We start from the raw sequence: 25178 nt of genomic DNA, 5'->3' as shown, positions 1-25178 counted from the left end.
CCTCCCGCCATCCCGGCCCGGCGCAGGGGCGCGGTCGACGGCGCTGCTAGGCTCGTGCACGCTCTACGGGGCGGTCCCCGGTGGGCCACGGCTCCGTTCCGCGAGGACCACGAGGTACTGATCGAATGCAGCCAGACGGCCAGCCCCTGCCGGGGGTCTCGTACGTGATGCCGGTCCTCAACGAGGTCACCGAGGTCCGTGCGGCGGTCGGGAGCCTGCTCGACCAGGACTACGACGGACCGATCGAGATCATCCTGGCGCTCGGCCCCTCCATCGACGGCACCAACGAGCTGGTCGAGGAGATGAGCCGCGCCGATCCCCGCATCCGCGCCGTCCCGAACCCGGTCGGCTCCACGCCCGCGGGGCTCAACGTCGCCATCCGGCATTCGGTGCACCCGGTCGTCGTCCGCGTCGACGCCCACTCGGTGCTGCCGCCGGAGTACACGCGGGTCGCGGTCCGCGTGCTGCTCGAGTCCGGCGCCGACAACGTCGGCGGCATCATGCGGGCCGAGGGACGCACCCCGTTCGAGCGCGCGGTCGCGCTCGCGTACGGCAGCCGGATCGGGCTCGGTGGCACCCCGCACCACGTGGGCGGTCAGGCCGGTCCGGCCGAGACCGCGTACCTCGGCGTGTTCCGACGCGAGCGGCTCGTCGAGGTCGGTCTGTTCGACGAGGGCATCAAGCGCGGCCAGGACTGGGAGCTGAACCGTCGTCTGCGGATGACGGGCGGGACGGTGTGGTTCACCCCCGAACTCGTGGTGACGTACCGGCCCCGGCCGAGCCTGCGTCGCCTCGTGCGGCAGTTCGTGGCGACCGGTCTGTGGCGCGGCGAGCTCGCACGGCGCTTCCCGACGGGCAACGGTCTGCGGTACTTCGTCCCCCCGGTCATGGTCGTGGCGGTGTCCGGCGGTGTCATCGCCGGCATCGTCGGCGTCGTCGGGGCGATCCTCCGGTCGGCCCTCTCCTGGGCGATGCTCGGGTTCGTCGTCCCGGGCGCGTACCTGGCGTTCGTGGTGGTCGGTGCATCGGTCGTCGCACGCCGCAGTGACCCGGTGACGCGGGCGTGGCTCGTCGTCGTGCTGCCGTGCATCCACATCGGGTGGGGGATCGGGTTCGTCCTCGGGTTCCTCGCCCGCACCTCCGAACTCACGACCCACACCGGGAGGTGACATGACCGACGACCAGATCCCCGAGCACGTCCCGGGCGAGTCGGGAGCGGACGACGAGTCGCTGCCCCAGGACCGCCCCTTCGGCGACCACGGCGAGCACGCGTACGACCGGCCGCGGTCCATCGCCGAGCTCCGCGCGGTGACGCAGCCCGACGAGGTCCGCTCACGCGCGAATGCGGAACACTGGACGGCGTCGCTGTACCTGCGCGACGTCTCCCCGTACCTGACCTGGTTCCTGCTGCGCACCCGGATCAGCGCGAACCAGGTGACGGGCGTCATGATCCTCGTCGGCTGGAGCACGGCGGCCGCGTTGCTCGTGCCCGGACTCCTCGGGGCCGCGCTCGCGCTCGTGCTCGGACAACTCCAGATGCTCGTCGACTGCTCCGACGGTGAGGTCGCCCGGTGGCGGGGGACCCGGTCGCCCGCGGGGGTGTTCCTCGACAAGGTCGGGCACTACACGACTGAGGGCCTGATCCCGGCTGCGCTCGGCGTCCGAGCCGCGACCTGGCCCGTGCACGGCGGCGACTACGCGTGGACGACGATCGGGTTCGCACTGGCGCTCGTGATCGTGCTCAACAAGGCGCTCAACGACATGGTGCACGTGGCGCGGGCGAACGCGGGGCTGGATCGACTGGTCGACCGCCGCGACCACACGACGGTGCCGAGCGGCCGTCGCCTCGCGTCCCTCCGCCAGGTCGCGCGGTTCCTGCCGTTCCACCGGCTGTACCACTCCGTCGAGCTCACCATCCTCGCGTTCGTGTTCGCGCTCCTCGGGCTCGTCATGGGGCACCCGCTGGCGGACCGGATCCTCGTCGGGGCGCTCCTGCCGCTGTCGGTCCTGGCGCTCGCCGGGCACTTCCTCGCGATCATCGCCTCGAAGCGGGTGCGGGCGTGACCGGGCCCGGGACCCTGCGCCGCCGAGCGGTGCCGCACCGTGACCGTCCGCGGGTCGCGGTGGTGAGCCTCACCCAGGGCACGCGTCCGGACGACCTCCGGCGCGGGCTCGAGTCCGTGCTCGCACAGGAGCGCGTCGAGCTCGACGTCGTGTGTGTCGGCAACGGCTGGACCCCCACCGGCCTGCCCGAGGGCGTCCGACCGCTCGCGCTCGCCGAGAACGTCGGGATCCCCGCGGGCCGGAACGCCGGAGCAGCCGTCGTGGAGGGCGACTACGTGTTCTTCCTCGACGACGACGCCGCGATCCCGTCCCCGTCGTTCCTCGCGGACGCCGTGCGTGCCTTCGAGGGAGATCCGACGCTCGGACTCATCCAGCCGCGGGTCGTCGACCCGAGCGGGGCGTCCAACCCCCGCCGCTGGGTGCCCCGGATCCGCAAGGGCGACCCGCAGCGGTCCGGTCCGGTGTTCAGCGTGTGGGAGGGCGCGACGATGTTGCCGTTCGAGGTGTTCCGCGCCACGGGCGGCTGGGGGGACGTGTACTTCTACGCGCACGAGGGCATCGAGCTCGCCTGGCGCGTCTGGGGCGTCGGTCGGCGTGCCTGGTACGCGGGGGACCTCGTCGCGCACCACCCCGCGATCGACCCGGCTCGGCACCGCGAGTACTACCGGCTCAACGCCCGGAACCGGGTGTGGCTCGCCCGCCGGAACCTGCCGGCGGTGCTGCAGCCGGTGTACGTGGCGAGCTGGGCCCTCGTCCAGCTGATCCGGTGGCGTCGACACCCGCGACGACTGCTCGTGTGGTTCGCCGGTCTCCGCGAGGGCTGGTCCACCGACTGCGGCCCCCGCCGACCGCTCGGCCTCATCACCATCGCGCGCATGACCGCCGCCGGTCGGCCGCCCGTCGTCTAGCCCAGATCGAAGTGGTCGTCCCAGGACGGCCGGAAGGAGGGACCGTTGCCGATCCTCCGTGACGTCCGCACCGCGCGCCGGCTGGTCACCCGCCTCGTGCGCTCGCGCCGCAACCGCCGCGAACTCGACCGACGGCTCCCGTCCGTCGACGTCCCGGATCCCCGCTCGATCGAGGTCGCCGTGTACTTCGCCGACGGACCCGTGAACATGTACCAGATCCGGCAGTGGTACGCGCCGCTGGCCAAGCTCGCCAAGGAGCACCCGGTGGCGATCATCGCGCGGTCGCCCGGCACCATGCTGAGTCTGCTCGAGGAGGCGCCCGTGGCGGTCGTGTACGCGCGGCAAGTGGTCGACCTCGAGCGGTTCGTGGACGAACAGCGCCCGCGCATCGTCCTGTACGTCAACCAGAACGCCCGGAACTTCCAGATGATGCGGTACGGGCGCATGTGGCACGTCTTCGTCAACCACGGCGAGAGCGACAAGATGTACATGACGACGAACCAGTTCAAGGCGTACGACTACGCCCTGATCGCCGGGGACGCCGCGCGCGACCGGCTGTCGAAGGCGCTGTGGGACTACGACCTCGATCGCCGGACGATCGCCATCGGCCGTCCGCAGGCCGATCACTTCGCCGGCGCGGTGCCGTACCCGTCCGACGGGCGCACCGTGGTGCTCTACGCGCCGACATGGGAGGGCGACCGGCCGGCAGCCGCGTACGGCTCCATCGCCACGCACGGCGTCGAGCTCACCGAGCGCGTGCTCGCGTCGCCCCAGCACCGGCTGGTCTACCGGCCACACCCCCGCAGCGGCGTCCGCGACGCCGACTACCGGGAGGCCCACCAGCGCATCGTCGCCGCCATCACCGCCGCGAACGCCGCTGATCCGGCCGCTCACCACGTGTACGACGACGGTCCGGTGCTCGGGTGGCAGCTCGCCGACGCCGACGTCGCGATCACGGACATCAGCGCGATGATCTACGACCGGCTCGCCGTCGGTCGCCCGTTGATCGTGACGCGGCCCGTCCATCCGGACGCCGAGGTCGACGAGGGCGGCTACCTGACGGCTGCGGACTGGCTCCACGCCGAGGACGCCCCCGCCGTGCTCGACCGGGTCGACGCGGCGCTGCACGACGCCTCGCAGACCGAGCGGCTCCAGTACTGGGTGGGCCGGTACTTCGGGGACACGACGCCCGGAGCGGCGACGGCGCGGTTCCACGCCGCGGTCGAGCGGTTGCTCGCCCGCTGGCACGAGGTCGCGCGCGAACGCGGTGCCGATGACGCGCGCGGTGACACGCCCACCGCGCCTGCGCCCACCGCCTGACCTGCGCTCCGGCCCGGGCGCCCTCACAGGGCGACCCGCCAGAGGTACTCCTGCCGGTCGGGCCGGCGCCACCGGACGACGACCACGCCGGCGTCCTCCGGCGCCCCACCGAACACGGCGATGCCGAGTGCCTGACCGGGATCGAGCCGGCGGATGCGGAGCGGGGGAGCGTACCCGGTGCCGAGATGCGTGAGGGTGAGGCCGTCGAGTGGTTCGTCGCTCCGGTTCCGGAGGTCGTAGCGGTGCGGGCTGTCGGATCGTTCGAGCTGGAAGGGGACGGGGTACGCGGTCTCGGTGTGGAGCATGGGGCCGACGCTAGGGGGAGCGGCCGACGGTGGGGGCCGGGCGGACCCATGGGCCGACGGGGGTTGTGGAGCGGGGCGGTGCGGCTCCGGTTGTGGAGCGGGAGCGAGCGCGGGTCAGGCGCCGGCGCTGTCCGCCGCGTAGCGGTCGAGCGCCTCGTCGATCGTGCCGTCGAGCACGAGTGCTCCCTTGTCCAGGTAGAGGCCGCGCGTGCAGAAGCGGCGCAGGTCCTTGTCGTTGTGGGACACGAAGAACAGCGTGCGACCACCGGCGAGCATCTCGTCGATGCGGCGGTAGCACTTCTCGCGGAACGCCCTGTCGCCCACGGCGAGGACCTCGTCGACCAGGATGATCGGCTCCTCGAGGCGTGCGATCACCGCGAACGCGATCCGGACCTTCATGCCGCTCGACAGGTGCTTGTAGGGGGTGTCGACGAAGTCACCGATCTCGGCGAAGGCGATGATGTCGTCGAAGGCCGCCTGGATCTCGGCCTTCGACATGCCGTGGAGGCCGGCGGTGAGGAAGACGTTGTCGCGCACGGTCAGGTCGCCGACGAAGCCACCGGTGATCTCGATGAGCGGCGCGACCCCGGCGCCGACGTGGACCCGGCCCTCGTCGGGCAGCATCACCTGCGCCACGAGCTTGAGCAGCGTCGACTTGCCCTGGCCGTTGCGCCCGACCACGCCGATCGACTCGCCCGGCTGCACCGTGAACGAGACGTGTCGGAGGGCCCAGAACTCGTCGGGGCGTCGTCGTCGGCTCCGCCCCGCGAAGAGGTCCTTGAAGCTCCGGTGCGAGCGGCGGTTGCGACGGAACCGGATGCCCGCGTCCTCGACCGCGATCACCGGGGTCGTGCGGACGTCGACGGTGGCGACGGATGCGGTCATCAGAGCTCCTTCAGGACGCGGCGCTCACTCGCGCGGAACACGAGCAGGCCGACGCCGAGCACGACGAGGGTGACGACCGCGCCGACCACGATCGCCCGCTCGTTGAACTGGTTGGGGAAGAACCCCGACCGGTACATGCTGAAGATGCCCGTCAGCGGGTTGAACGACGACCAGCCGTGCAGGGCCTTCGGCAGGTTGAGGGGCGAGTAGATGATCGGCGACGCGTAGAAGGCGAAGCGGAGAACGAGCTTCGTCGCGCGCTCGAGGTCGCGGAAGAACACGACGAGGGGGGCGACGATCATGCCGATGCCGTAGACGAGCACGAGCTGCTCGACGATCGCGACGGGGAACCAGACGATCTGCCAGTGCACGGGCGCTCCGGAGACCACGGCGAACAGCGCGAGGACCGGGATGCTGAAGAGGAACTCGATGCCCTTCGACAGATCGACCCGCGCCACCCAGATGCTCCGCGGGATCGTCGTCGAGCGGATGAGCTTGGTCTCCTTGATGAACGCCCGCGTCGAGTCGGAGACGGCGCCGGTGAACCACATCCACGGCAGCAGGGCCGTGAGCAGGAACACGATGTACGGTTCCTCGCCGACGTCGCGGTGGAACACCTGCGTGAAGACGAACCAGTAGATGCCCGACATGACGAGCGGATCGAGGATCGACCACAGGTACCCGAGCGCGGAGGTCGAGTACCGGACCCGGAGGTCCCGCATCGTCAGGAGCCAGAGTGCGTGACGGTACCGGGTGCTCGCGGTCCGTGAGGCCGCCGGGGCGGTCGGTGTGATCACCGGCGCACTCGTCGTGGTCATGCGTTCCCTCGGCATCGAGCCGAGGCGACCCGGACGGAACGGATCAGACGAACAGGTCGTTCGCGCGCTCGAGGTCCTCGGCGAAGTCGATCTCGACCGCGTAGAGGTCGGAGATGTCTACGGGCGACCAGCGTAGCCCGTCCTCGGCGATGGCTGCCTCGATGCCGCCCTCGAAGTACTCCTGGTCGTCGACGCGACCGAGCTGACGGATGAGCGCCTGCTTGTCGGACGAGGAGACGTAGTTGATGCCGACGGCCTCACCGAGCCCACCGACGACCCGCTTCGAGAGCTTGTCGATGAAGCCCTCGGCGTCGACGGTGTACTTGACCTCTTCGTCCGAGACCTTCTCGGTGTTGACGCTGACGAACGAGCGGTCCTGGTCCATCATGTCCGCAGCGCGCACGAGCGCACGCGGGTCGAACACGACGTCGCCGTTCATCCAGAGGACTCCGCCCTTGCCGGACGCGCCGAGCGCACGGAGGAGGCTCTTCGAGGTGTTCGTGGAGTCGTAGGACTCGTTGTAGACGAAGGAGGCCTCGGGGAAGGCCTCGACGATGTACTCCGACTTGTAGCCGACGACGATCGTGACGCGTGCGGAGGACCCGAACGCGGCGCGGATGTTGTCGAACTGCTGCTGCATGATGGTCCGGCCGTCCGCCAGCTCGGTGAGGGGCTTCGGGAGCGAGCGACCGAGCCGGCTGCCCATGCCCGCGGCGAGGATCACGATCTGCGTGGTCATGCTGGTCTCCTCGGGGTCCGCCCGGGCGCCGTTGCGCGGTCGGGCTGATCGATCCTGCCCGAGACGTCTCTGAGATGCCCGAGAACATCGGTACCCCGGGGACGGACGAGCGCGGCAGGTTGCTGATTCGTGAACACACCGTTGTGTCTCGGTGAATCCTAGGCGCCCTCGTGCGCGGAGCGGCCGGGCACCGCGCATTTCGTGTCCGATTCGTGATCGTGCGGAGCCGGGCTCGCGTCATCCCTGGCGTTGGTACGGTGGGGCGGTGGGAGCTGTGACCGACGATGCGGACGACGCCGTCGGTGCTGCCACCCGGAACATGGATGGCGTCGACGAACGGCGCGGTACGGGGGACGACGTGACCGACGGCGAGCGGACCGACGGCGAGGGCGGCGCGCTGCCCGCCGCCGTCCCGAAGAGCACGACGCCGAAGCCCCGGGTCAAGCGACCGGCGGCACCGCGGACGGGTGCCGGTCGTTCCGGTGCTGCACGTCCGGGTGCACCGCGCGGTCGCGCCGGCGCTGCCCGCGGTGCGCGTGGCGCCGAGGAGGCGACCGCGGCCGCCGGCCCCGCTGCGGACGAGTCCTCGCCCTACGCGACCATGGACGCGACGGCGGACCTGTCGGAGTTCCCGCTCGAGGACGTCGGTGACCTGCCTCCCGCTGTCGGTGACGACGATGCGGTCGTGAGGTCCACGGACGCTCCGCCCGTCGGGGCCACGGCGCCCGCGGTTCCGGCCGAGCAGGACGACGCCACCCGGGACGCCCGGGGACAACGCACCACGGCCGCCGCCCCCGGCCCCGCCCGGACCGGCAAGAAGCGGGCCGCCCGACCCGTGACGAAGCGCACCTCGCCCCGGCCGCAGCAACCGGTCGTCCTGGCGGCCTCCGGACTCGTCAAGCGGTACGGCCAGACGGTCGCCGCCGACCACATCGACCTGGAGATCCGCAAGGGCTCGGTGTTCGGCGTCGTCGGTCCGAACGGTGCCGGCAAGACGACCACGCTCTCGATGCTGACCGGGCTCCTCCGCCCCGACGCGGGCAGCGTGACCGTCCTCGACCACGACGTCTGGTCCGACCCGACCGCGGCGAAGCGTGCGATGGGGGTGCTCCCGGACCGACTCCGCCTGTTCGACCGCCTGACGGGCGCACAGCTGCTCTTCTACTCGGCGACGCTGCACGGCCTCGACCGGGCCACGGCACGCTCGAGGAGCGCGGACCTGGCGCAGGCGTTCGACCTCGGCGAGGCCCTCGGTCGGCAGGTCGCGGACTACTCCGTCGGCATGGCGAAGAAGATCGCCCTCGCCGCGACACTGATCCACTCGCCGCGGCTCCTCGTGCTCGACGAGCCGTTCGAGTCGGTCGACCCGGTCAGTGCCGTCACGATCACCGACATCCTGCGCCGGTACGCCGCTGGCGGTGGCACCGTGGTGCTGTCGAGCCACTCCATGGAACTGGTGCAGCGCACCTGCGACTCGGTCGCGATCATCGTCGGTGGGCAGGTGCTCGCGTCGGGCACGATGGCCCAGGTCCGCGGGCGCAAGAGCCTCGAGGACAAGTTCGTCGAACTCGCCGGTGGCCGGGTCGTCGGAGAGAGCATGGAATGGTTGCACAACTCCTCCGACTGAGACTTGACTCGCTGGGCGGCGCGCTCCGCCGGTCCGCGTCCCGCTCCGTTCTCGTGGTGGTCGCCGCGCTGGCCGCGTTCGTCGCAGCCGCATGCGCCGCCGCCGCCGTGGCCGGGCTCCGCGATGACACGGCGTCCACGGCCGCGGCCCTCGTCGTGCCGGTCGGCGCACTCGTGGCGCTCGGCTTCACGCTCGTCCCGTTCGCGCTCGGTGAGGGGGACCAGCTCGACCCACGGCGCTTCGCCACGTTCGGCATCGGCCGTCGCGACCTCACCCTCGGGCTCGGCGTCGCCGGACTCGTCGGGGTGCCGACCGTGGCCGTGGCCGTCGTCGCCGTGGCGCAGGTGGTCGCCTGGAGCCGGGGCGTCGGCACGACACTGCTCGCGCTGCTGTCCGCCGTCCTCGTCGTGCTCACCTGCGCGCTCCTCGCACGGGTGACGGCGACGCTCGGCGCCTGGCTGTTCGCCGCGCACCGCACCCGCGACGCCGGCTGGCTCGTCGCACTCGTGGTGGTGGTCCTCGGCCTGCCGGCGCTCTCGCTCGTGGTCATGGCGGCCCGACACGACCCCGTGTCGGCGAGCGTCCGACACGCGGCAGGGGCCGCCGGTTGGACCCCGTGGGGTGCGGCGTGGTCGTTCCCCGCGTCCGCCGCGGCCGGGCACGTGGGGGCCGCCGTGGGGCAGCTCGTCGTCGCCCTCGCCGTCATCGGCGTGCTCGGGTGGGCGTGGTGGGCACTCGTCGGCACGCTGCTGGAACACGTCGACGCGGGTCGTCGCACCCGGCGCTACCGCACGCTCGGCTGGTTCGACCAGCTCCCGGCGCACCCGGTCGGCGCCGTGGCCGCGCGGAGCTTGACCTACTGGAGCCGCGACCCGCGCTACCGGTCGTCGTACCTCGTGCTCCTGTTCGTGCCCATCGTGGTGCTGCCGCTCGGCGTCGCGGGCATGCCGTGGCACTGGACGGCGCTCGTGCCGCTGCCGATCATGGCGCTCATCGCCGGGTTCCTGCCCCACAACGACGCCTCGTACGACAACACCGCGGTGTGGCTCCACGTCGCGTCGGGGGCACCGGGGTGGAGCGACCGGCTCGGTCGGCTCGTGCCCGTGCTCGTCGTCGGCGTACCCGCCCTGGTGATCGGCGCGGTGGTGTCCGTCTGGCTCTACGGCGACCCGTCGCTGCTGCCGGTGGTGCTCGGCGTGGCCGGGTGCGCACTGCTCACGGGCCTCGGGCTGTCGAGCATCGCGTCCGCGCTCCTGCCGTACCCGGCGGTCCGACCGGGCGACCACCCGTTCCGGCAGCCGCAGGCCACGGGCGCGCTCGCCGTCACCGCGCAGTCCGCGACGATCGTCGTGACCGTGCTGCTGACCCTGCCCGCCGGGTGGTTCGCCGTGCGCGCGTTCCGTGACGGTCTGCACCCCTGGGCGCTCGCGACGCTCGGCTCGGGCATCGCCATCGGGGTCGTGGTGCTCGTGATCGGCGTGTTCGTCGGCGGCCGGCTCTTCGACCGCTCCGGGCCGGACATCCTCGCTGCGGCGCAGCGGAACTGATCGGGCGGAGCCCACATCCGGTCCACCGGACGGCGACGTACCCTGGGTCCATGAGCACGATGGAACCGGGTGGTGGCGGCCTCGACGTGATGGACCGCGAGCTCGAGCAGCTCCTCGAGGACGAGGGCGTCGAGCCCGGGGACCACGAGCGCTTCTCGCACTACGTGAAGAAGGAGAAGATCCTCGAGTCCGCGATGACGGGCAAGCCCGTCAAGGCGCTGTGCGGCAAGAAGTGGACGCCGGGACGTGACCCGGAGAAGTTCCCGGTCTGCCCCACCTGCAAGGAGATCTACGAGCGCATGCGCGACGAGTAGTCCGTCCCGTCCTCACGCGTACAGCGTGGGGACGGCCGGTTCGCCGCGACCGATCCGTTCGGCGTCCGCCGGGAGCTCGGCCTTCGCCCGGCGGTGATGCCGGCGGGCAGCATCGACCCCGTGCACGCCGAGGAACGCGTCGTCGACCTCGCCGTGCGTCACGACCGGGACGAGCAGGGGCCGTTCGTCGTCCGCGGGAGCACCGCCCACGTGCAGGACCTCGGCGACCGCGACACCGTCCTGCAGCCGGCGCCCCGCGGTCTTCGCACCACCGACCGTCGCCTTGTCGGCGGACTTCTTGGCGACCGGCACCCACGCTCCCGAGGCGTCCTCGTGTGCAACGAGCTTGAACACCATGCCCGCCGCCGGGTGACCGCTCCCGGACACGACGCTCGTGCCGACGCCGTACGAGTCGACGGGGGCTGCCCGGAGCGCAGCGATCGTGTACTCGTCGAGGTCGTTCGTCACCGTGATCTTCGTCGACGTCGCTCCCAGGCGGTCGAGCTGCGCGCGCACGGTCGCGACGACGCTCGGCAGGTCGCCGCTGTCGATGCGGACCGCACCGAGGTGTCCGTCGGTCAGTCGGACCGCCGTCTCGACCGCGCGCTCGATGTCGAAGGTGTCCACGAGCAGGGTCGTGCCGTCACCGAGTGCCGCGAGCTGTGAGCGGAACGCGGCCTCCTCGGAGTCGTGGAGGAGCGTGAAGGCGTGTGCGGCCGTGCCCATCGTCGGGATGCCGAAGACGCGGCCGGCCTCGAGGTTGCTCGTCGCCCCGAACCCCGCCACGTAGGCCGCCCGGGCGGCGGCGACCGCGCTGCGTTCCCCGGTCCGGCGCGACCCCATCTCGGCGAGGGGGCGGCGGTCGGCCGCCGACACCATGCGCGCCGCGGCGGACGCGACCGCCGAGTCGGCGTTGAGCACGCTGAGCGCGAGTGTCTCGAGCACGACCGCCTCGGCGAACGTGCCCTCGATCTGGAGGATCGGCGAGTTCGGGAAGTACACCTCGCCTTCCCGGTACGCCCGGACGTCGCCACGGAACCGGTAGCCCGCGAGCCAGTCCGCGGTGCCGGGGGCGACGATGCGTCGGTCGCGGAGGAACGCGATGTCGTCGTCGTCGAAGCGGAACTCGTCGAGCAGGGCGAGGAACCGTCCCAGTCCCGCGGACACCCCGTACCGGCGGCCGTCGGGCAGGCGCCGTGCGAACACCTCGAACACGCAGCGGCGGTCCGCGGTGCCGTCCTTGAGGGCGGCGTCCACCATCGTGAGCTCGTACTGGTCGGTGAGGAGGGCCGTGGTCACCCGCCCGAGCGTAGTCCGGGCCGTCGTGCTGCCGTCGTGCTGCCGTCGTGCTGCCGTCGTGCTGCCGACCTGCCGCGCGCCGGACCGGCGAGCCGTCGGAGCGGCCGCGCGTCGGAGCGGCCGCGGGATGGGCGGGCGCGACCGCCGGACGGGTGTCGGGCCTCCCGGCCGAGCCGCGCGGGTACGCTGGGGGCCGTGACGGACGCGCCCATCGGAGTCTTCGACAGCGGTGTCGGCGGCCTCACCGTCGCCCGCGCGATCATCGACCAGCTGCCGCGCGAGTCGATGCGCTACGTCGGGGACACCGCGCACTCGCCGTACGGCCCGAAGCGGATCGCCGACGTCCGCCGGTACGCGCTCGAGGTCATGGACGACCTGGTGGACCAAGGGGTCAAGGCGCTCGTCATCGCGTGCAACACGGCGAGCTCCGCCGTGCTCCGGGACGCCCGGGAGCGCTACGAGCAGGCCTACGGGATCCCGGTCGTCGAGGTGATCCAGCCCGCCGTGCGCGCCGCGGTCAAGCAGAGCAGGACGCGCCGGATCGGCGTCATCGGCACGATCGGCACCATCGGTTCGCGGTCCTACGAGGACGCCTTCGCGGCGGCCTCGGACGTCACGCTGACCCTCGCCGCCTGTCCCCGGTTCGTCGAGTTCGTGGAGGCCGGGGACACCGCCTCGCCCGCGCTCCGTGCCGTGGCCGAGCAGTACCTCGCGCCGATCCGCGCCGCCGACGTCGACACGCTCGTGCTCGGCTGCACCCACTACCCGCTCATGTCCGCCGCGATCCAGTACGTCATGGGTCCGGACGTCACCCTCGTCTCGAGCGCCGAGGAGACCGCGAACGACGTCTACCGTCGGCTCGTCGAGCACGGCATCGAGCGGACGGCGACGACGCCGCCGACGTACGCGTTCGACACCACCGGGACCGACCGCGCCGGCTTCATCCGGCTCGCCCGCCGGTTCCTCGGACCGGAGGTCTCCCGCGTCGGTCATCTCGAGACCGGCGCGATCGACCTGCCACGCATCCCAGCCACCACCGGAAGGACACCATGACCGACGACGGCACCCGCATCGACGGACGCACCGCCACCGACCACCGTCCCGTGACCATCGAGCGCGGCTGGAGCGCCCAGGCGGAGGGCAGCGCGCTCATCGCCTTCGGCGGCACAAAAGTGCTCTGCACGGCGTCCTTCACGAACGGTGTCCCGCGCTGGATGGCGGGCAAGGGCACCGGGTGGGTGACCGCCGAGTACTCGATGCTCCCGCGCTCCACGAACGAGCGCATGCAGCGCGAGTCGATCAAGGGCAAGGTCGGCGGGCGGACGCACGAGATCTCGCGGCTGATCGGCCGGTCGCTCCGTGCCGTCGTCGACATGAAGGGACTCGGCGAGAACACCATCGTGCTCGACTGCGACGTCCTGCAGGCCGACGGCGGGACCAGGACCGCGTCCATCACGGGCGCGTACGTCGCCCTCGCCGACGCGATCGCCTGGGGCCGCGAGCGCGGGTTCGTCGGCAAGAAGGCGACGCCGCTCACGGACAGCGTCGCCGCGATCTCCGTCGGGATCGTCGGCGGCGTGCCGATGCTCGACCTGGCGTACGAGGAGGACTCGCGCGCGGACACCGACATGAACATCGTCACGACGGGCGCCGGGACCTTCGTCGAGGTGCAGGGCACCGCCGAGCACGCTCCGTTCGACCGGGCCGAGCTCGACACGCTGCTCGACCTCGGGCTCGCCGGAACGGCCTCGCTCGCGGCGATCCAGCGTGCGGTCCTCGCCGAGACGGCGACGGCATGACCGGGGCCGGGGCCGGGGCCGGGGCGGGGGCCGACGCCGCCGCCGCCGCCGGGGTCCACGCCGACGCCGACGTCGACGCCGCCGGGGTCCACGCCGAGGCCGGGGCGGCGCGCGACCGCGTCGTCGTCCTCGCGACGCACAACGCGCACAAGGTCCAGGAGCTGCAGCGGATCCTCGGCGACGCACTCGCGGGCATCCGCCTCGTCGCCTACGACGGTCCCGAGCCGGTCGAGGACGGCGACACCTTCGGCGCGAACGCGCTGATCAAGGCGCGGGCCTGCGCGGCGCACACCGGACTGCCGGCCCTGGCCGACGACTCGGGCATCGCGGTCGACGCCCTCGGCGGGGCGCCCGGCATCCACTCGGCGCGCTACGCCGGGACCCGCGACGACGGGGACAACCTGCGACTGCTGCTCGCGAACATGGCCGGCGTGGTGCAGCGCACCGCGGCGTTCGTGTGCGCCGCGGCGTTCGTCGTGCCGTCGTCCGACCCAGCGACGTCGGCGGAGTGGGAGCACGTCGAGGAAGCCGTGTGGAACGGCGAGGTGCTCGAGGCCCCCGCGGGGTCCGGCGGCTTCGGGTACGACCCGGTGTTCCGACCGGACGACGCCGGGGTCTCGGCCGCCGAGCTGTCCGCGGCGGAGAAGGACGCCCTCAGCCACCGGTCGAAGGCGTTCCGCGCGATCGCGCCGGTCGTCCGCGAGTACTTCGGCGTCTGACACCGGCGCCGGATGGATCGGCCCCGGTCGGTCGGGCTGCTGACGGGCCTCCCGGACGGCGGAGCGAGGAGGGGCGCGCGGGGTCGGCCCGACCTGGCGGGCCGCCGGCGGGCCTCCCGGCCGGGTCAGCGGGCGGTCGACTCGCCCGCGGTCCCGTGCTCGTCCGACTCGCGCTTCGCCTTGCGCGCGTTCCGCACGTAGGTCAGCGCGGCCGGGACGACCGTGACGACGACCGCTGCGAGCAGGATGACGTCGATGTAGTTGCGCACGAAGTGCGCGACCGGCGGGATGTAGCCGAGGACGTACCCGAGGAACGTCACCCCGGTGCCCCAGAGGAGCGCGCCGATCGCGTTGTACAGCGAGTACCGGCGGTAGGACATGCGGCCGACACCGGCGGCGATCGGCGCGAAGGTCCGGACGACCGGCACGAAGCGGGCCACGATGACCGCGAGTGCACCGAACCGGTCGAAGAACGCGTAGGTCCGGTCGACGTTCGACTTGGAGAACAGACCGCTCTCGCGTCGCTCGAAGATCGGGGGACCGACCTTGCGACCGATGAAGTACCCGACCTCGCCACCGAGGAACGCGGCAGCGCCGACGCAGAGGGCGATGAGCCAGATCGGCAGGCCGCCGAGGTGACCGTGCTGGTCGAACGCCGTGAGTCCGGCGATCACGAGCAGGGTGTCACCGGGGAAGATGAACCCGATGAGCAGGCCGGTCTCGGCGAAGATGATCGCGCACAGCACGAGGACCGCGATGGATCCGAAGTGGTGGAGGATGTAGGTCGGATCCAGCCACGGGATCAGGGCAAGGGCGACGGTCGTCATGACTCTCTTCCGGTCGTCGGGCGCTCGGCTGGCTGCGCGGCCAGCGGCGGCACGGCGGCTCGCGGGGCGGGCGCCCGCACCACGAGGGTAGCGGTTCCGCGGCCTCGACCAGTGGGACGGTCATGAGCCGGTCCACACGTCTGCTCGGTGCCGGCTCCGTGCGGGAGAAGGGACTCGAACCCTCACGCCTAGGGCACAGGAACCTAAATCCTGCGTGTCTGCCAGTTTCACCACTCCCGCCGGCACGGTCAGTGTAGCCAGCGGGTGGGACAGGACCCGCGGTGCCGGTCAGCGCAGCGGGCGCGGGAGGTACCGCGGCACGTACCGGAGCAGCACGCCGACGCCGACGATCCCGAGCACCCCCATCACGCCGCTCGCGACGGCGATGGACGCGACCGCCGTGACGCCCGAGATGACGAGGGGTGCTGCCGCGCTCCCGAAGTCGCCCGTGAACCGCCACGCGCCGAGGAACGGCGCGGGCGCCGTGCGCGGCGCGAGGTCGGCGCCGAGGGTCATGAGGATGCCCGATCCGACGCCGTTCGCGAGCGACATCAGCATCGCGACCCCGATGAACCAGACCACCCGGGTGTCGAGGTGGTCGCTCCACGCCAGGAGGAAGTAGCACAGGCTCAGGCCCCCGAGGCACGGCAGCGCGCTCGCGAGCCGGCCGAACCGGTCCATGATCTGACCACTCGTGTAGAACAGCGCGAAGTCGATCGCGCCGGCGATCCCGATCACGAGCGCGGCGGTCGAGTCGTCCATGCCGACGCTCACCGCCCACAGCGGCAGGATCACCTGACGCCCCGCCCGCATCGCGCCGATGAGGCCCGCGCCGCTGCCCAACCGCAGGAGCACCGCGCGGTGTCGGCGGATCGTGCCGAACAGGCCCTCGGCGCCCTCTCGGGCGGCCTCGCCGCCCGGGTCCGCGGACGCGGCAGCGGGACGTGCGGGCGACGGTCGGGAGGCCCGGGGCCGGATCCGGAGGCCGCGTGCGCCGTCGACCGGGTCGCGTACGACGAGGAGGACCCCGGCGGCCGCCAGACAGCAGACGACGTGGATCCAGAACGCGCTCTGCGTCGAGCCGGTCACGTGCGTCAGGCCCGCGGACAGGAACGGACCGACGAAGTAGCCGAAGCGGAACACGCCGCCGAGGGTCGAGAGCGCCCGGGCCCGGATCGCGATCGGCACCGAGGTCGTCATGTACGCGTGCCGCGCGAGGGCGAACACCGCCGTGGAGACCCCGACCAGGAACACCCCGACCGCGAGCACGACCGCGTTCGGGGACCACACCGCGACGAGGAGGCCGACGATGCTCACGAGCGCCGCGCCGATCATGGCGGTGCGCTCGCCGATCGCCGCCACCACCCAGCCGCTCGGCACGTCGCCGATGAGCTCGCCCACCAGGATGAGCGACGCGACGAACCCCGCGAACGCGAGCGTCGCCCCGAGCGAGTGCGCCGCGATCGGGATGATCGGGATGATCGCGCCCTCGCCGATGGCGAAGAGCGTCGCGGGCAGGAACGCGGACAACGCGACCGCGCGGAGGTCGAAGGTGGCGTCGCGCGAGCTCATGGCCCCTCCACGGTACGCCCGACGACGTACGCTTGAGGGATGAGGGTGCTGGCAGCGATGAGTGGTGGCGTCGACTCGGCCGTGGCCGCGGCCCGGGCCGTCGACGCCGGACACGACGTCGTCGGGGTCCACCTCGCGCTGAGTCGCATGCCGGGGACGCTCCGGACGGGCAGCCGTGGCTGCTGCACGATCGAGGACTCGATGGACGCCCAGCGCGCGGCAGCCGCGATAGGGATCCCGTACTACGTGTGGGACTTCTCCGAGCGGTTCGCCGAGGACGTCGTCGACGACTTCGTCGCCGAGTACTCCGCCGGCCGCACTCCGAACCCGTGCATGCGGTGCAACGAGCGGATCAAGTTCGCGGCGCTGCTCGAGAAGGCCCTGGCGCTCGGGTTCGACGCCGTCGCCACCGGGCACTACGCCTCGATCGTCACGGGTGCGGATGGTTCCCGCGAGCTCCACCGTGCCGCGGCCTGGGCGAAGGACCAGTCCTACGTGCTCGGGGTCCTGACGGCGGAGCAGCTCGCGCACGCGATGTTCCCGCTCGGCGCGACGCCGTCGAAGGCCGAGGTCCGGGCCGAGGCCGCAGCACGTGGCCTGACCGTCGCCCAGAAGCCCGACAGCCACGACATCTGCTTCATCCCGGACGGAGACACCCGTGGGTGGCTCGCGGACCGCGTCGGCACGGCGACCGGCGACATCGTCGAGCGCGACGGCACCGTGGTCGGCTCGCACGAGGGCGCCCACGCGTACACGGTCGGGCAGCGACGGGGGCTCGCCATCGGTCACCCCGCACCGGACGGGCGGCCGCGGTTCGTGCTCGAGGTGCGGCCGAAGGACAACACCGTCGTGGTCGGGCCGAAGGAGGCCCTGGCGATCGCGGAGCTCGCGGGTGCGCGCTTCACGTGGGCCGGTGCGGCCCCGGCCGACCCGACCCTCCCGTTCGACTGCGAGGTCCAGATCCGCGCCCACGCCGACCCCGTGCCGGCGGTGGCTCGGGTCGCCGCCACGCCGATCGGTGGGACGGAACTCGTCGTCACGCCGGCGGAGCCGATCGTCGGCGTCGCCCCCGGGCAGACCGCCGTCGTGTACGTCGGCACGCGCGTCCTCGGGCAGTGCACGATCGACCGCACGGTCTCGGCGGTGCCTGCGGTCCGCTGAGGCGGCGTGTCTGGGCGTGACGGGGGCGTGGTCCGGCGCTGGCCGCGGGGCCGTCAGCGCGCGGAGCGCGCGGCCGTACCCGGCCGGCGCGTCGGCGCGGGCCGTCCGGCCGTCTCCCGCCGTCGCGGCCCGCTGCGTTGGGAACTCAGGACCGTTGGTCGTGGGGCGGCGTCGGGTGGGGCCTCCCGGCGGGATCGTCCTGCGTTGTCGACGGGGCTGACGAGCGGGGCAGCCGCCGCGGCCGGGAGGCCCGGTGCGGCACCGGCGGGCCGGCGCGGCCCGGCTTGTTCCGCCCTATTGGCAATTCAGGAACGAGGTTGTGTGGCGGGGCCGCGTGAGCCCTCCTGGCCGGCTTGTCCTGAGTTGTCAACGGGGCTGACGAGCGGGGCAGCCGCCGCGGCCGGGAGGCCCGGCGCGGCACCGGCGGGCCGGTGCCGCCGGGCGGGCGGCGGGGCGGCCAGGCCAGGCGCGGTCGCGGTCGAGGTCGGGTGGACCGTCGGCCCCGTCCCGTTGGCAACTCAGGAATGTCAGCTGTGTGGCGTGGTCGAGTGGGGCCTCCCGGCTGGGTCGTCCTGAGTTGTGGATGGGGCGGACGCGCGGGTTGACGCGCGGGCCGTCGGGCTGCTGGGAGGCCGGTGCGGACCGGGTGACGGGGCGGGAGGGGGGCAGTCGCGGCGGACAACTCAGGAGGGTCGGTTGCGTGGCGGGGTGCGGGGGCTCTCCCGGCTGGATCGTCCTGAGTTGTCGACGGGGTCGGCGGCGTGGAGGGGCCGACGGATGGAGGGGTGACGAGCGCGGCAGGCGTCGCAGCCCGGGGACTCGACGCCGCCCGGAGGGAGGCCCCGCCGGGCGTCCCCGCGTCGGTGGCGACCGGTAGAACTGGACCATGAGCACCGAGCCCGCGGACGCCGCACCCGCCGTCGAGGAGACGTTCGAGACCATCGACGTCGGGGACCTCGACGGCCACCAGGCGCGTGAGGAGACCGACCGCCTCCGGACCCGGATCGCGGAGCTTCGGGACGCGTACTACGAGCAGAACGCCTCGACCGTCACGGACGCCGAGTACGACGCGATGGTCCGGCGTCTCGACGCGATCGAACAGCGGTTCCCCGAACTCCTGACGGCGGACAGCCCCACCCAGACGGTCGGCGGCCGGGCCGAGACGACGCAGTTCGCGCCCGTCGAGCACGCCGAGCGCATGCTGAGCCTCGACAACGTCTTCAGCCCGGAGGAACTGACCGAGTGGGCCGTCAAGGTGGAGCGTGACGCCGGTGCCGAGCGGGTCCGGTTCCTCACCGAGCTGAAGATCGACGGGCTCGCGATCAACCTCCGGTACGAACACGGCCGACTCGTCACGGCGGCGACCCGGGGCGACGGCGTGGTGGGCGAGGACGTCACCGGCAACGTTTTGACGATGGGCACCATCCCCGAGCGCCTCGCGGGGTCCGGACATCCACCGATCGTGGAGGTCCGAGGCGAGATCTTCTTCCCCGTCGCCGAGTTCGACGAGCTCAACGCGCGGCAGCGCGAGGCCGGCGAGCGCGTGTTCGCCAACCCGCGGAACGCAGCGGCCGGTTCGCTCCGTCAGAAGGAAGAGGGCAAGTCCCCGGCGAAGCGGGCGCTCATGGTCGACCGCCTCCGGCGGCTGCGGATGCTCGTGCACGGGATCGGCGCCTGGCCGGTCCGGGAGCTCGAGCGCGACACCGACGTGCGGGCGCAGTCCGAGGTCTACGACCTGCTCCGCGGCTGGGGTCTGCCGACGAGCACCCACTACCGGGTGTTCGACACGATCGACGAGGTCATCGGGTTCGTGCGGGACTACGGGGAGCGCCGCGCGAGCGTCGAGCACCAGATCGACGGCATCGTCGTCAAGGTCGACGACCTCGCGCTGCACGAGGAGCTCGGGGCGACCTCGCGCGCGCCGCGGTGGGCGACCGCCTACAAGTACCCGCCGGAAGAGGTCCACACGAAGCTGCTCGACATCGTCGTGAGTGTCGGACGCACCGGCCGTGCCACGCCGTTCGCCGCGATGGCGCCGGCCGAGGTCGCCGGGTCGGTGGTCCGGCAGGCGACGCTGCACAACCAGCAGGTGGTCAAGGCGAAGGGCGTCCTCATCGGGGACACCGTCGTGCTGCGGAAGGCCGGCGACGTCATCCCCGAGGTCCTCGGGCCCGTCGTCGAGCTCCGCGACGGCTCCGAACGCGAGTTCGTCATGCCGACGCGGTGCCCGGAGTGCGGCACGGAGCTCCGGCCGGCGAAGGAGGGCGACATCGACCTCCGTTGCCCGAACGCGCGGAGCTGCCCGGCGCAGGTCCGCGGTCGTGTGGAGCACATCGCATCGCGGGGTTCGCTCGACATCGAGGGGCTCGGCGAAGTCGCGGCGGCGGCGCTGACGCAGCCCCTGTTCCCCGAGACACCGCCGTTGGTGACCGAAGCGGGGCTGTTCGACCTGACGATGGAGGACATCGTCCCGATCGAGGTCATCGTGCGCGACGCCGAGACGGGCATGGTGCGACTCGAGGACGACACCGATGCCACCGGCCAGGCCGTGCCGAAGCGAGTGACGCCCTTCAGTCGCGCGCGCAAGAAGACCGATCCGCCGTTCGACCCGGAGGCTCGCGGAGTGGACTACCGGGGAGAGCCGGGGCGGTACCCGTCGAAGAACGCGTTCGAGATGCTGCGGAACATCGACGCGGCGAAGACGAAGCCGCTCTGGCGCATCCTCGTGGGGCTGAGCATCCGCCACGTGGGTCCGGTCGCGGCCCGAGCGCTCGCGTCACACTTCGGGTCCCTCGACGCCATCCGGTCGGCGTCGCGCGACGAGCTCGCGGCCGTGGACGGCGTCGGCGGGATCATCGCGGACGCGCTCCTCGAGTGGTTCGAGGTCGACTGGCACCGCGAGATCATCGAGCGCTGGACGGCGGCGGGCGTGCAGTTCACGACGCCCGACCACCCGGGCCCCGGCGGCGCGGCGGTGGAGGGCGGCGTGCTGTCCGGCATCACGGTGGTCGCGACGGGCTCGCTCGAGGGGTTCACGCGCGAGGGCGCCCAAGAGGCGATCATCGCCGCGGGCGGCAAGGCGGCGTCGAGCGTGAGCAAGAAGACCGACTTCGTGGCTGCTGGGCCAGGCGCCGGCTCGAAGCTGACGAAGGCGGAACAGCTCGGACTGCGGATCATCGACGCGGCCCAGTTCGCGGTGCTCGTGCGTGAAGGTCCTGCCGCACTCGAGCCGACCGATGGGGCGGACGGCGACCAAGACGACGCCACGGCAGGCGACCCGGAGGACATCGCGGCGGCCGACGTCGCATCGACGACGGAGGAGAGCGCTCCGGCGACGGAGGAGAGCGCTCCGGCGACGGAGGCGACCCCGAGCGAGTGACGCAGCATCGGTGAAACCGGTTCGGCGACGCCTGTTCATCCGGACGCGTGATCGTCCGGAGCGAGAGCGACACACGTCGCCCGGACCGGATGACGAGGACGTCCGTAGAATGGTGCGTGCATCACCCGTCGTCGACAGGGCGGCGACGGGCAGGCCTTCCCAGGGGAGACCGCTCTGCTGTTCCTCGTCGCAGCACTGCTCACCGCCTCGGTGCACTCACTCGGAGTGATCGAGGCCACGCCGCTGCCCGCGGCCGCGTCGAGCCCAGCTGCGGAGGTGGTCGTCGCGACGGCCCCGCGGGAGGCGGCGGCGCCGGACCCGACGGGCGTGCACCGGGCCTCCCGGGCGGAGCGGCTCGACGACCTGCACGGCCGTGCGCTGCTGACGGGACTGTCGTCGGCGTCGGACGCGACGCTGCGGCACGCCGCCCGCCTGGCGGGGCCGGTCATGCGAACGCTGCTCGACGCCCCGCCGGACGCCGGTGACGTCGCGCGGTGGTGGTCCGGACTCGGCCGGGAGGCCCGACACCGGTTGGTCACGTCCGCCCCGCAGGCGGTGGGGAACCTCGAGGGCGTCCCGTACCCGGTGCGTGACCGGGCGAACCGGCGGGTGCTGGGGGAGGACCTCCGGACCGCGCGTGCCCCGGACTCCGGGTCGACGTCCCGCCTCCGGATGCTCGAGCAGGTGCGGACCGCGCTCGTACGGGGGCCGGAGGACCCGCCGAAGCAGCTCCTGACCCTCGATCCTCGGGGGTCCGGGCGGGCGGCGATCGCGATGGGCGACCTCACGACCGCTTCGGACGTGACGGTGATGGTGCCCGGGATGTTCTTCACCGTCTCCGGGCAGTTCGCCGACTGGACCGCGACGGGCGCGGACCTGTACCGCGAGCAGGCGACCCTGACACCCCTCGCTCGTGGTGGCCGGGGCGGTGTGGCGGTCGTCGCGTGGCTCGGCTACCGCACGCCGGACCTGACGAACGTGTTGTCGGTGGGACTGGCCCGGGCGGGGGCGGTGCGTCTGGAGCGGGTGGTGGAGGGCATCGACGCGACCAGGACGGCGGATCCGGTGCGGGTGTCCGTCGTCGCGCACTCGTACGGGTCGACGACCGCCCTGCTGGCCTTGTCGTCGGGGCGCATCCACGTCGACAGCCTGACCGTGCTCGGGTCGCCGGGCAGCGCGGTCACCCGCGCATCCGAGCTGGCCGTGCCTGCGGGGCAGGTGTTCGTCGGCGCCGCACACTGGGATCCGGTGGCGGGAACCGGGTACTTCGGCACCGATCCGGCGGCCCCCGGGTTCGGGTCGACCGTGCTCGACCTGCGCGGCGGGGTCGATCACCGTGAGGACGAGGAGGTGTTCCGGCGCCCGTACGGCCACAACGAGTACCTCGTGCCGGGGACGGCATCCATCCACGACGTCGCGCTCATCGCGGTCGGCCGCTCCGACCTCGTCACGGGCGCGGACCCGTCGGGGCGGACCGTCCTGACCGCGGAAGGTGCGGTCGCTGGCACCGCTGCGAGCGGCAGCGGGAGCGGTGGTGGTGGTGGTGGTGGTGGTGGTGGTGGCGGGCCGGAGTCCCCCGACCTGCTGCTCGTGCGTCCGCAGGACGTCCAGCTGCGCGATTGACCCGCTGGGCCTGAGCATCCATGCAGATTCGGGGCGAGTCGCAGCGGCCCGGGTACAGCGGTAGTCCGTACCGTCATCACATGCGTGTCGTGCGGTGGCCTGGAGCGTTCCTCCTCTTCGTCGTCATGGCGGTCGTGGCAGGCGTCCTCGTCGCCGTCGCGGTCACGCCGGGCGTCGCGCTCGCCGGGCAGGGGGTGTCGTCGGCGGCCGAGTTCTTCGAGGACCTGCCGAGCTACCTCGACATCTCGACGCCGCAGCAGGTCTCGACGATCTACGCCAAGAAGGGCGGCCAGGACGTCGCGATCGCGTCGTTCTTCGCGGAGAACCGCGTGATCGTCAAGGACTCGGCGATCGCCACCACGGTGAAGCAGGCCGCGATCGACACCGAGGACCCGCGGTTCGCCACCGAGGGCGGGATCGACGTCGTCGGCACGCTCCGTGGTGCGGCGTCGACCGCCCTCGGCAAGGACGTCCAGGGCGGGTCGTCGATCACCCAGCAGTACGTCAAGAACGTCCTCGTCCAGCAGTGCGAGCAGCTCGGGACGCAGTCGAAGATCGACTCCTGCTACCAGCACGTCACCGAGGTGTCCCCGCAGCGGAAGCTGCAGGAGATGCGGTACGCGATCGCCGTGAACAAGAAGTACTCGAAGTCACAGATCCTCACGGGGTACCTCAACATCGTCGGGCTCGGCGGTCGTGTGTACGGCGTGGAGGCCGGTGCCGAGTACTACTTCGGGGTCACGGCCGCGCAGTTGAACCTGGAGCAGTCGGCGACGCTCGTCGCGATCCTCAACAACCCGGCGAACCTCCGGATCGACGAGCCGGCCGACACGGACAACGGCTCGGCGAACGGGTACGCGCTCACCAAGGCGCGCCGCGACTACGTGCTCAAGCGCATGTACGTGCACCACGACATCACGAAGCAGCAGCGCGACGCGGCGATCGCGGCCCCGATCACGCCGAAGATCACCGCGACGACGAACGGGTGCGCCGCGGCGGTCCAGTACGACGCGGGGTACTTCTGCGACTACGTGCGGAACGTCGTGCTCCACGACAGCGCCTTCGGCACCACCGAGGCCGACCGGATCACCACCCTCGACACCAAGGGCCTGAAGATCTACACGTCGCTCGACCTGGATCTGCAGGCGACGGCGCAGTCCGCGCTCTCGACCTACGTGCCGTCGACGATGACCTACGTCCACATCGGTGGTTCGAACGTCACCATCCAGCCCGGGACGGGTCGCGTGCTGTCGATGGTGCAGAACACGAGCTTCAACCAGTCGGATGCGGCGCCTCCGGGCTCGACCTCGGTGAACTACAGCACCGACCAGGCGTACGGCGGTTCCACCGGGTTCCAGACGGGCTCCACGTTCAAGGTGTTCACGCTCGCCGAGTGGCTCGCGTCCGGGCACACCTTGAACCAGTACGTGAACACGACGGAGCACACCTACCCGACCGCGGAGTTCACGAACACGTGCGAGAACATCGCGGGTGCCCCCTGGTCCGTCGCGAACGCCGAGGCGGTCCCAGCGTCGATGAGCGTCATGCTCGCGACGGCGGAGTCGATCAACACCGCGTTCGCCGCGATGGGCAAGCAGCTCGACCTGTGCCAGATCGCGAAGCTCGCCGAGGCGATGGGCATCCACAAGGCGAACGGTGCGAGCGGACTGTTCGAGGGGCCGTCGATGATCCTCGGCGTCAACGAGCTCTCGCCGCTCACCCTGGCGAGCGCCTACGCCGGGTTCGCGAACGGCGGGGTGTTCTGCACGCCGGTCGCGATCGACAAGGTGACGCAGGCGAACGGCAAGTCGATCGCGCCGACCCCGACGACGTGCACCCGCGGTGTCTCCGCGCAGGTCGCCGCCACGGTCGACTACGCGTTGCAGGGCGTCCTGCAGGGCAGCGGCACCGCGGCCTCGGCGAACCCCGGCGACAGCACCCCGAAGTTCGCCAAGACCGGCACGACCGACGCCGACGTGCAGAACTGGCTCGTCACCTCGACGACGAAGTACACGAACGCGACCTGGATCGGCAACGTGAAGGGGGCCGTCGGGCTCGCGAACGTCCCGATGCTCGCCGGGACCACCGGCTACAGCGCCAAGTTCGGCGTCGGCCGGACCATGATGACGACGCTCGACCAGAAGTACGGCGGCGATGCCCTGCCGACGCCCGACCCCACGATGGTCGGGTCGACCTCCGCGAAGTCGACCGCCCGGTCCGGCTCGTCCTCCACCACGGCGACGATCCCGGCCCCGTCCACCGGCAAGTGACC

Annotated in this window: 21 protein-coding genes and 1 tRNA gene; 14 read left to right on the top strand and 8 right to left on the bottom strand. The window is 72.1% G+C overall.

Translation table 11 applies throughout. From position 1 onward, the window contains the following. The first annotated feature begins 125 nt into the window (after nt 1-125). Genes DEI88_RS11930 through DEI88_RS11915 form a run of 4 tightly spaced genes read left to right on the top strand, consistent with a single transcriptional unit; the run spans nt 126 to nt 4292 of the window. Nucleotides 126-1169: a glycosyltransferase family 2 protein gene (locus tag DEI88_RS11930; protein WP_111071257.1), complete on the top strand. Its 1044-nt coding sequence runs from the start codon at nt 126-128 to the stop codon at nt 1167-1169. 1 nt (nt 1170) lies between these two features. Beyond that, nucleotides 1171-2064 carry a CDP-alcohol phosphatidyltransferase family protein gene (locus DEI88_RS11925; protein WP_111013627.1) on the top strand — a complete coding sequence of 298 codons (894 nt, stop codon included), beginning with the start codon at nt 1171-1173 and terminating at the stop codon, nt 2062-2064. Beyond that, nucleotides 2061-2972: a glycosyltransferase family 2 protein gene (locus tag DEI88_RS11920; RefSeq protein WP_258374907.1), complete on the top strand. Its 912-nt coding sequence runs from the start codon at nt 2061-2063 to the stop codon at nt 2970-2972. The genes DEI88_RS11925 and DEI88_RS11920 overlap by 4 nt, the downstream gene beginning before the upstream one ends. Nucleotides 2973-3017: 45 nt before the next feature. Beyond that, nucleotides 3018-4292, top strand: coding sequence for a CDP-glycerol glycerophosphotransferase family protein (locus DEI88_RS11915; RefSeq protein ID WP_111071258.1), 1275 nt, complete (start codon nt 3018-3020; stop codon nt 4290-4292). A 23-nt stretch (nt 4293-4315) separates the two neighbouring features. On the opposite strand, the gene DEI88_RS11910 is transcribed toward DEI88_RS11915, so the two are convergent. From DEI88_RS11910 to DEI88_RS11895, 4 genes are all read right to left on the bottom strand, one after another. After that, nucleotides 4316-4597 carry a hypothetical protein gene (locus DEI88_RS11910; protein ID WP_111027115.1) on the bottom strand — a complete coding sequence of 94 codons (282 nt, stop codon included), beginning with the start codon at nt 4595-4597 and terminating at the stop codon, nt 4316-4318. A 114-nt stretch (nt 4598-4711) separates the two neighbouring features. Next, on the bottom strand, nt 4712-5482 hold the full coding sequence (locus DEI88_RS11905) for an ABC transporter ATP-binding protein (protein WP_111071259.1): 771 nt from the start codon (nt 5480-5482) through the stop codon (nt 4712-4714). Beyond that, nucleotides 5482-6300, bottom strand: a complete 819-nt coding sequence (locus DEI88_RS11900) for an ABC transporter permease (RefSeq protein ID WP_111071260.1) — start codon at nt 6298-6300, stop codon at nt 5482-5484. The genes DEI88_RS11905 and DEI88_RS11900 overlap by 1 nt, the downstream gene beginning before the upstream one ends. Nucleotides 6301-6343: 43 nt before the next feature. Continuing rightward, nucleotides 6344-7039, bottom strand: a complete 696-nt coding sequence (locus DEI88_RS11895; protein WP_111010825.1) for a phosphocholine cytidylyltransferase family protein — start codon at nt 7037-7039, stop codon at nt 6344-6346. 265 nt (nt 7040-7304) lie between these two features. On the opposite strand from DEI88_RS11895, the gene DEI88_RS11890 reads away from it, so the two are divergent. From DEI88_RS11890 to DEI88_RS11880, 3 genes are read left to right on the top strand one after another with little or no spacing between them, the layout of a single operon-like run. Beyond that, nucleotides 7305-8666, top strand: coding sequence for an ABC transporter ATP-binding protein (locus DEI88_RS11890; RefSeq protein ID WP_258374908.1), 1362 nt, complete (start codon nt 7305-7307; stop codon nt 8664-8666). A 56-nt stretch (nt 8667-8722) separates the two neighbouring features. Then, nucleotides 8723-10213, top strand: coding sequence for an ABC transporter permease (locus tag DEI88_RS11885; RefSeq protein ID WP_111071261.1), 1491 nt, complete (start codon nt 8723-8725; stop codon nt 10211-10213). Nucleotides 10214-10263: 50 nt separating this feature from the next. Next, a complete protein-coding gene (locus DEI88_RS11880) occupies nt 10264-10527 on the top strand; it encodes a DUF3039 domain-containing protein (RefSeq protein ID WP_111010823.1) in 264 nt (87 codons plus the stop codon). Between the two features lie 12 nt (nt 10528-10539). On the opposite strand, the gene DEI88_RS11875 is transcribed toward DEI88_RS11880, so the two are convergent. Continuing rightward, nucleotides 10540-11787, bottom strand: coding sequence for a nicotinate phosphoribosyltransferase (locus tag DEI88_RS11875; RefSeq protein ID WP_375334618.1), 1248 nt, complete (start codon nt 11785-11787; stop codon nt 10540-10542). A gap of 234 nt (nt 11788-12021) precedes the next feature. Here DEI88_RS11875 and murI point away from each other — a divergent pair, with 234 nt between their 5' ends. Genes murI through rdgB form a run of 3 tightly spaced genes read left to right on the top strand, consistent with a single transcriptional unit; the run spans nt 12022 to nt 14344 of the window. Then, entirely contained in the window at nt 12022-12879 is an 858-nt protein-coding gene (murI, locus tag DEI88_RS11870; protein ID WP_111010821.1) for a glutamate racemase, read from the top strand. Further along, nucleotides 12876-13625, top strand: a complete 750-nt coding sequence (gene rph / locus DEI88_RS11865) for a ribonuclease PH (protein ID WP_111010820.1) — start codon at nt 12876-12878, stop codon at nt 13623-13625. Before murI ends, rph begins: the two co-directional genes overlap by 4 nt. Beyond that, nucleotides 13622-14344, top strand: a complete 723-nt coding sequence (gene rdgB / locus DEI88_RS11860) for an RdgB/HAM1 family non-canonical purine NTP pyrophosphatase (protein WP_111071262.1) — start codon at nt 13622-13624, stop codon at nt 14342-14344. The genes rph and rdgB overlap by 4 nt, the downstream gene beginning before the upstream one ends. 125 nt (nt 14345-14469) lie before the next feature. Here the strand turns inward: rdgB and DEI88_RS11855 are convergent, their stop codons facing one another. The 3 genes from DEI88_RS11855 to DEI88_RS11845 all read right to left on the bottom strand — a co-directional run bounded on the left by DEI88_RS11855 (nt 14470) and on the right by DEI88_RS11845 (nt 16743). Continuing rightward, nucleotides 14470-15171 (bottom strand): DedA family protein, encoded by a 702-nt coding sequence (locus tag DEI88_RS11855; RefSeq protein ID WP_111011582.1) that lies wholly within the window; start codon nt 15169-15171, stop codon nt 14470-14472. A 159-nt stretch (nt 15172-15330) separates the two neighbouring features. Continuing rightward, nucleotides 15331-15411, bottom strand: a tRNA-Leu gene (locus DEI88_RS11850). 48 nt (nt 15412-15459) lie between these two features. Continuing rightward, nucleotides 15460-16743: an MFS transporter gene (locus DEI88_RS11845; protein ID WP_111071263.1), complete on the bottom strand. Its 1284-nt coding sequence runs from the start codon at nt 16741-16743 to the stop codon at nt 15460-15462. 39 nt (nt 16744-16782) lie between these two features. Between DEI88_RS11845 and mnmA the strand changes: the two genes are divergently transcribed. The 4 genes from mnmA (at nt 16783) to DEI88_RS11825 (ending at nt 25176) form a co-directional block, all read left to right on the top strand. Further along, the gene (mnmA, locus tag DEI88_RS11840) at nt 16783-17904 is read left to right on the top strand and encodes a tRNA 2-thiouridine(34) synthase MnmA (protein WP_111071264.1); all 1122 of its coding nucleotides are present in this window, start codon (nt 16783-16785) and stop codon (nt 17902-17904) included. Between the two features lie 886 nt (nt 17905-18790). Continuing rightward, on the top strand, nt 18791-21283 hold the full coding sequence (gene ligA / locus DEI88_RS11835) for an NAD-dependent DNA ligase LigA (RefSeq protein ID WP_111071265.1): 2493 nt from the start codon (nt 18791-18793) through the stop codon (nt 21281-21283). Nucleotides 21284-21493: 210 nt separating this feature from the next. Continuing rightward, nucleotides 21494-22906, top strand: coding sequence for an alpha/beta hydrolase (locus tag DEI88_RS11830; RefSeq protein WP_146246002.1), 1413 nt, complete (start codon nt 21494-21496; stop codon nt 22904-22906). 80 nt (nt 22907-22986) lie between these two features. Then, a complete protein-coding gene (locus tag DEI88_RS11825) occupies nt 22987-25176 on the top strand; it encodes a transglycosylase domain-containing protein (RefSeq protein WP_111013617.1) in 2190 nt (729 codons plus the stop codon). Nucleotides 25177-25178: the final 2 nt, after the last annotated feature.

Origin of the sequence: Curtobacterium sp. MCBD17_003 (assembly GCF_003234885.2) — a bacterium.
Taxonomy (GTDB): Bacteria; Actinomycetota; Actinomycetes; order Actinomycetales; family Microbacteriaceae; genus Curtobacterium.
The sequence above is the reverse complement of the archived record's forward strand: the minus strand, read 5'-3'. Positions and strand labels throughout refer to the sequence as shown.

Excerpts from the sequence above, each read along its gene's own strand:
- DEI88_RS11875 (WP_375334618.1), bottom strand. The coding sequence starts at position 11,787 with ATGGTGGACGCCGCCCTCAAGGACGGCACCGCGGACCGCCGCTGCGTG.
- DEI88_RS11880 (WP_111010823.1), top strand. The coding sequence starts at position 10,264 with ATGAGCACGATGGAACCGGGTGGTGGCGGCCTCGACGTGATGGACCGC.
- ligA (WP_111071265.1), top strand. The coding sequence starts at position 18,791 with ATGAGCACCGAGCCCGCGGACGCCGCACCCGCCGTCGAGGAGACGTTC.
- DEI88_RS11910 (WP_111027115.1), bottom strand. The coding sequence starts at position 4,597 with ATGCTCCACACCGAGACCGCGTACCCCGTCCCCTTCCAGCTCGAACGA.
- DEI88_RS11900 (WP_111071260.1), bottom strand. The coding sequence starts at position 6,300 with ATGACCACGACGAGTGCGCCGGTGATCACACCGACCGCCCCGGCGGCC.
- mnmA (WP_111071264.1), top strand. The coding sequence starts at position 16,783 with ATGAGGGTGCTGGCAGCGATGAGTGGTGGCGTCGACTCGGCCGTGGCC.
- rdgB (WP_111071262.1), top strand. The coding sequence starts at position 13,622 with ATGACCGGGGCCGGGGCCGGGGCCGGGGCGGGGGCCGACGCCGCCGCC.
- DEI88_RS11930 (WP_111071257.1), top strand. The coding sequence starts at position 126 with ATGCAGCCAGACGGCCAGCCCCTGCCGGGGGTCTCGTACGTGATGCCG.
- DEI88_RS11905 (WP_111071259.1), bottom strand. The coding sequence starts at position 5,482 with ATGACCGCATCCGTCGCCACCGTCGACGTCCGCACGACCCCGGTGATC.
- DEI88_RS11845 (WP_111071263.1), bottom strand. The coding sequence starts at position 16,743 with ATGAGCTCGCGCGACGCCACCTTCGACCTCCGCGCGGTCGCGTTGTCC.
- DEI88_RS11925 (WP_111013627.1), top strand. The coding sequence starts at position 1,171 with ATGACCGACGACCAGATCCCCGAGCACGTCCCGGGCGAGTCGGGAGCG.
- DEI88_RS11895 (WP_111010825.1), bottom strand. The coding sequence starts at position 7,039 with ATGACCACGCAGATCGTGATCCTCGCCGCGGGCATGGGCAGCCGGCTC.
- rph (WP_111010820.1), top strand. The coding sequence starts at position 12,876 with ATGACCGACGACGGCACCCGCATCGACGGACGCACCGCCACCGACCAC.
- DEI88_RS11855 (WP_111011582.1), bottom strand. The coding sequence starts at position 15,171 with ATGACGACCGTCGCCCTTGCCCTGATCCCGTGGCTGGATCCGACCTAC.
- DEI88_RS11825 (WP_111013617.1), top strand. The coding sequence starts at position 22,987 with ATGCGTGTCGTGCGGTGGCCTGGAGCGTTCCTCCTCTTCGTCGTCATG.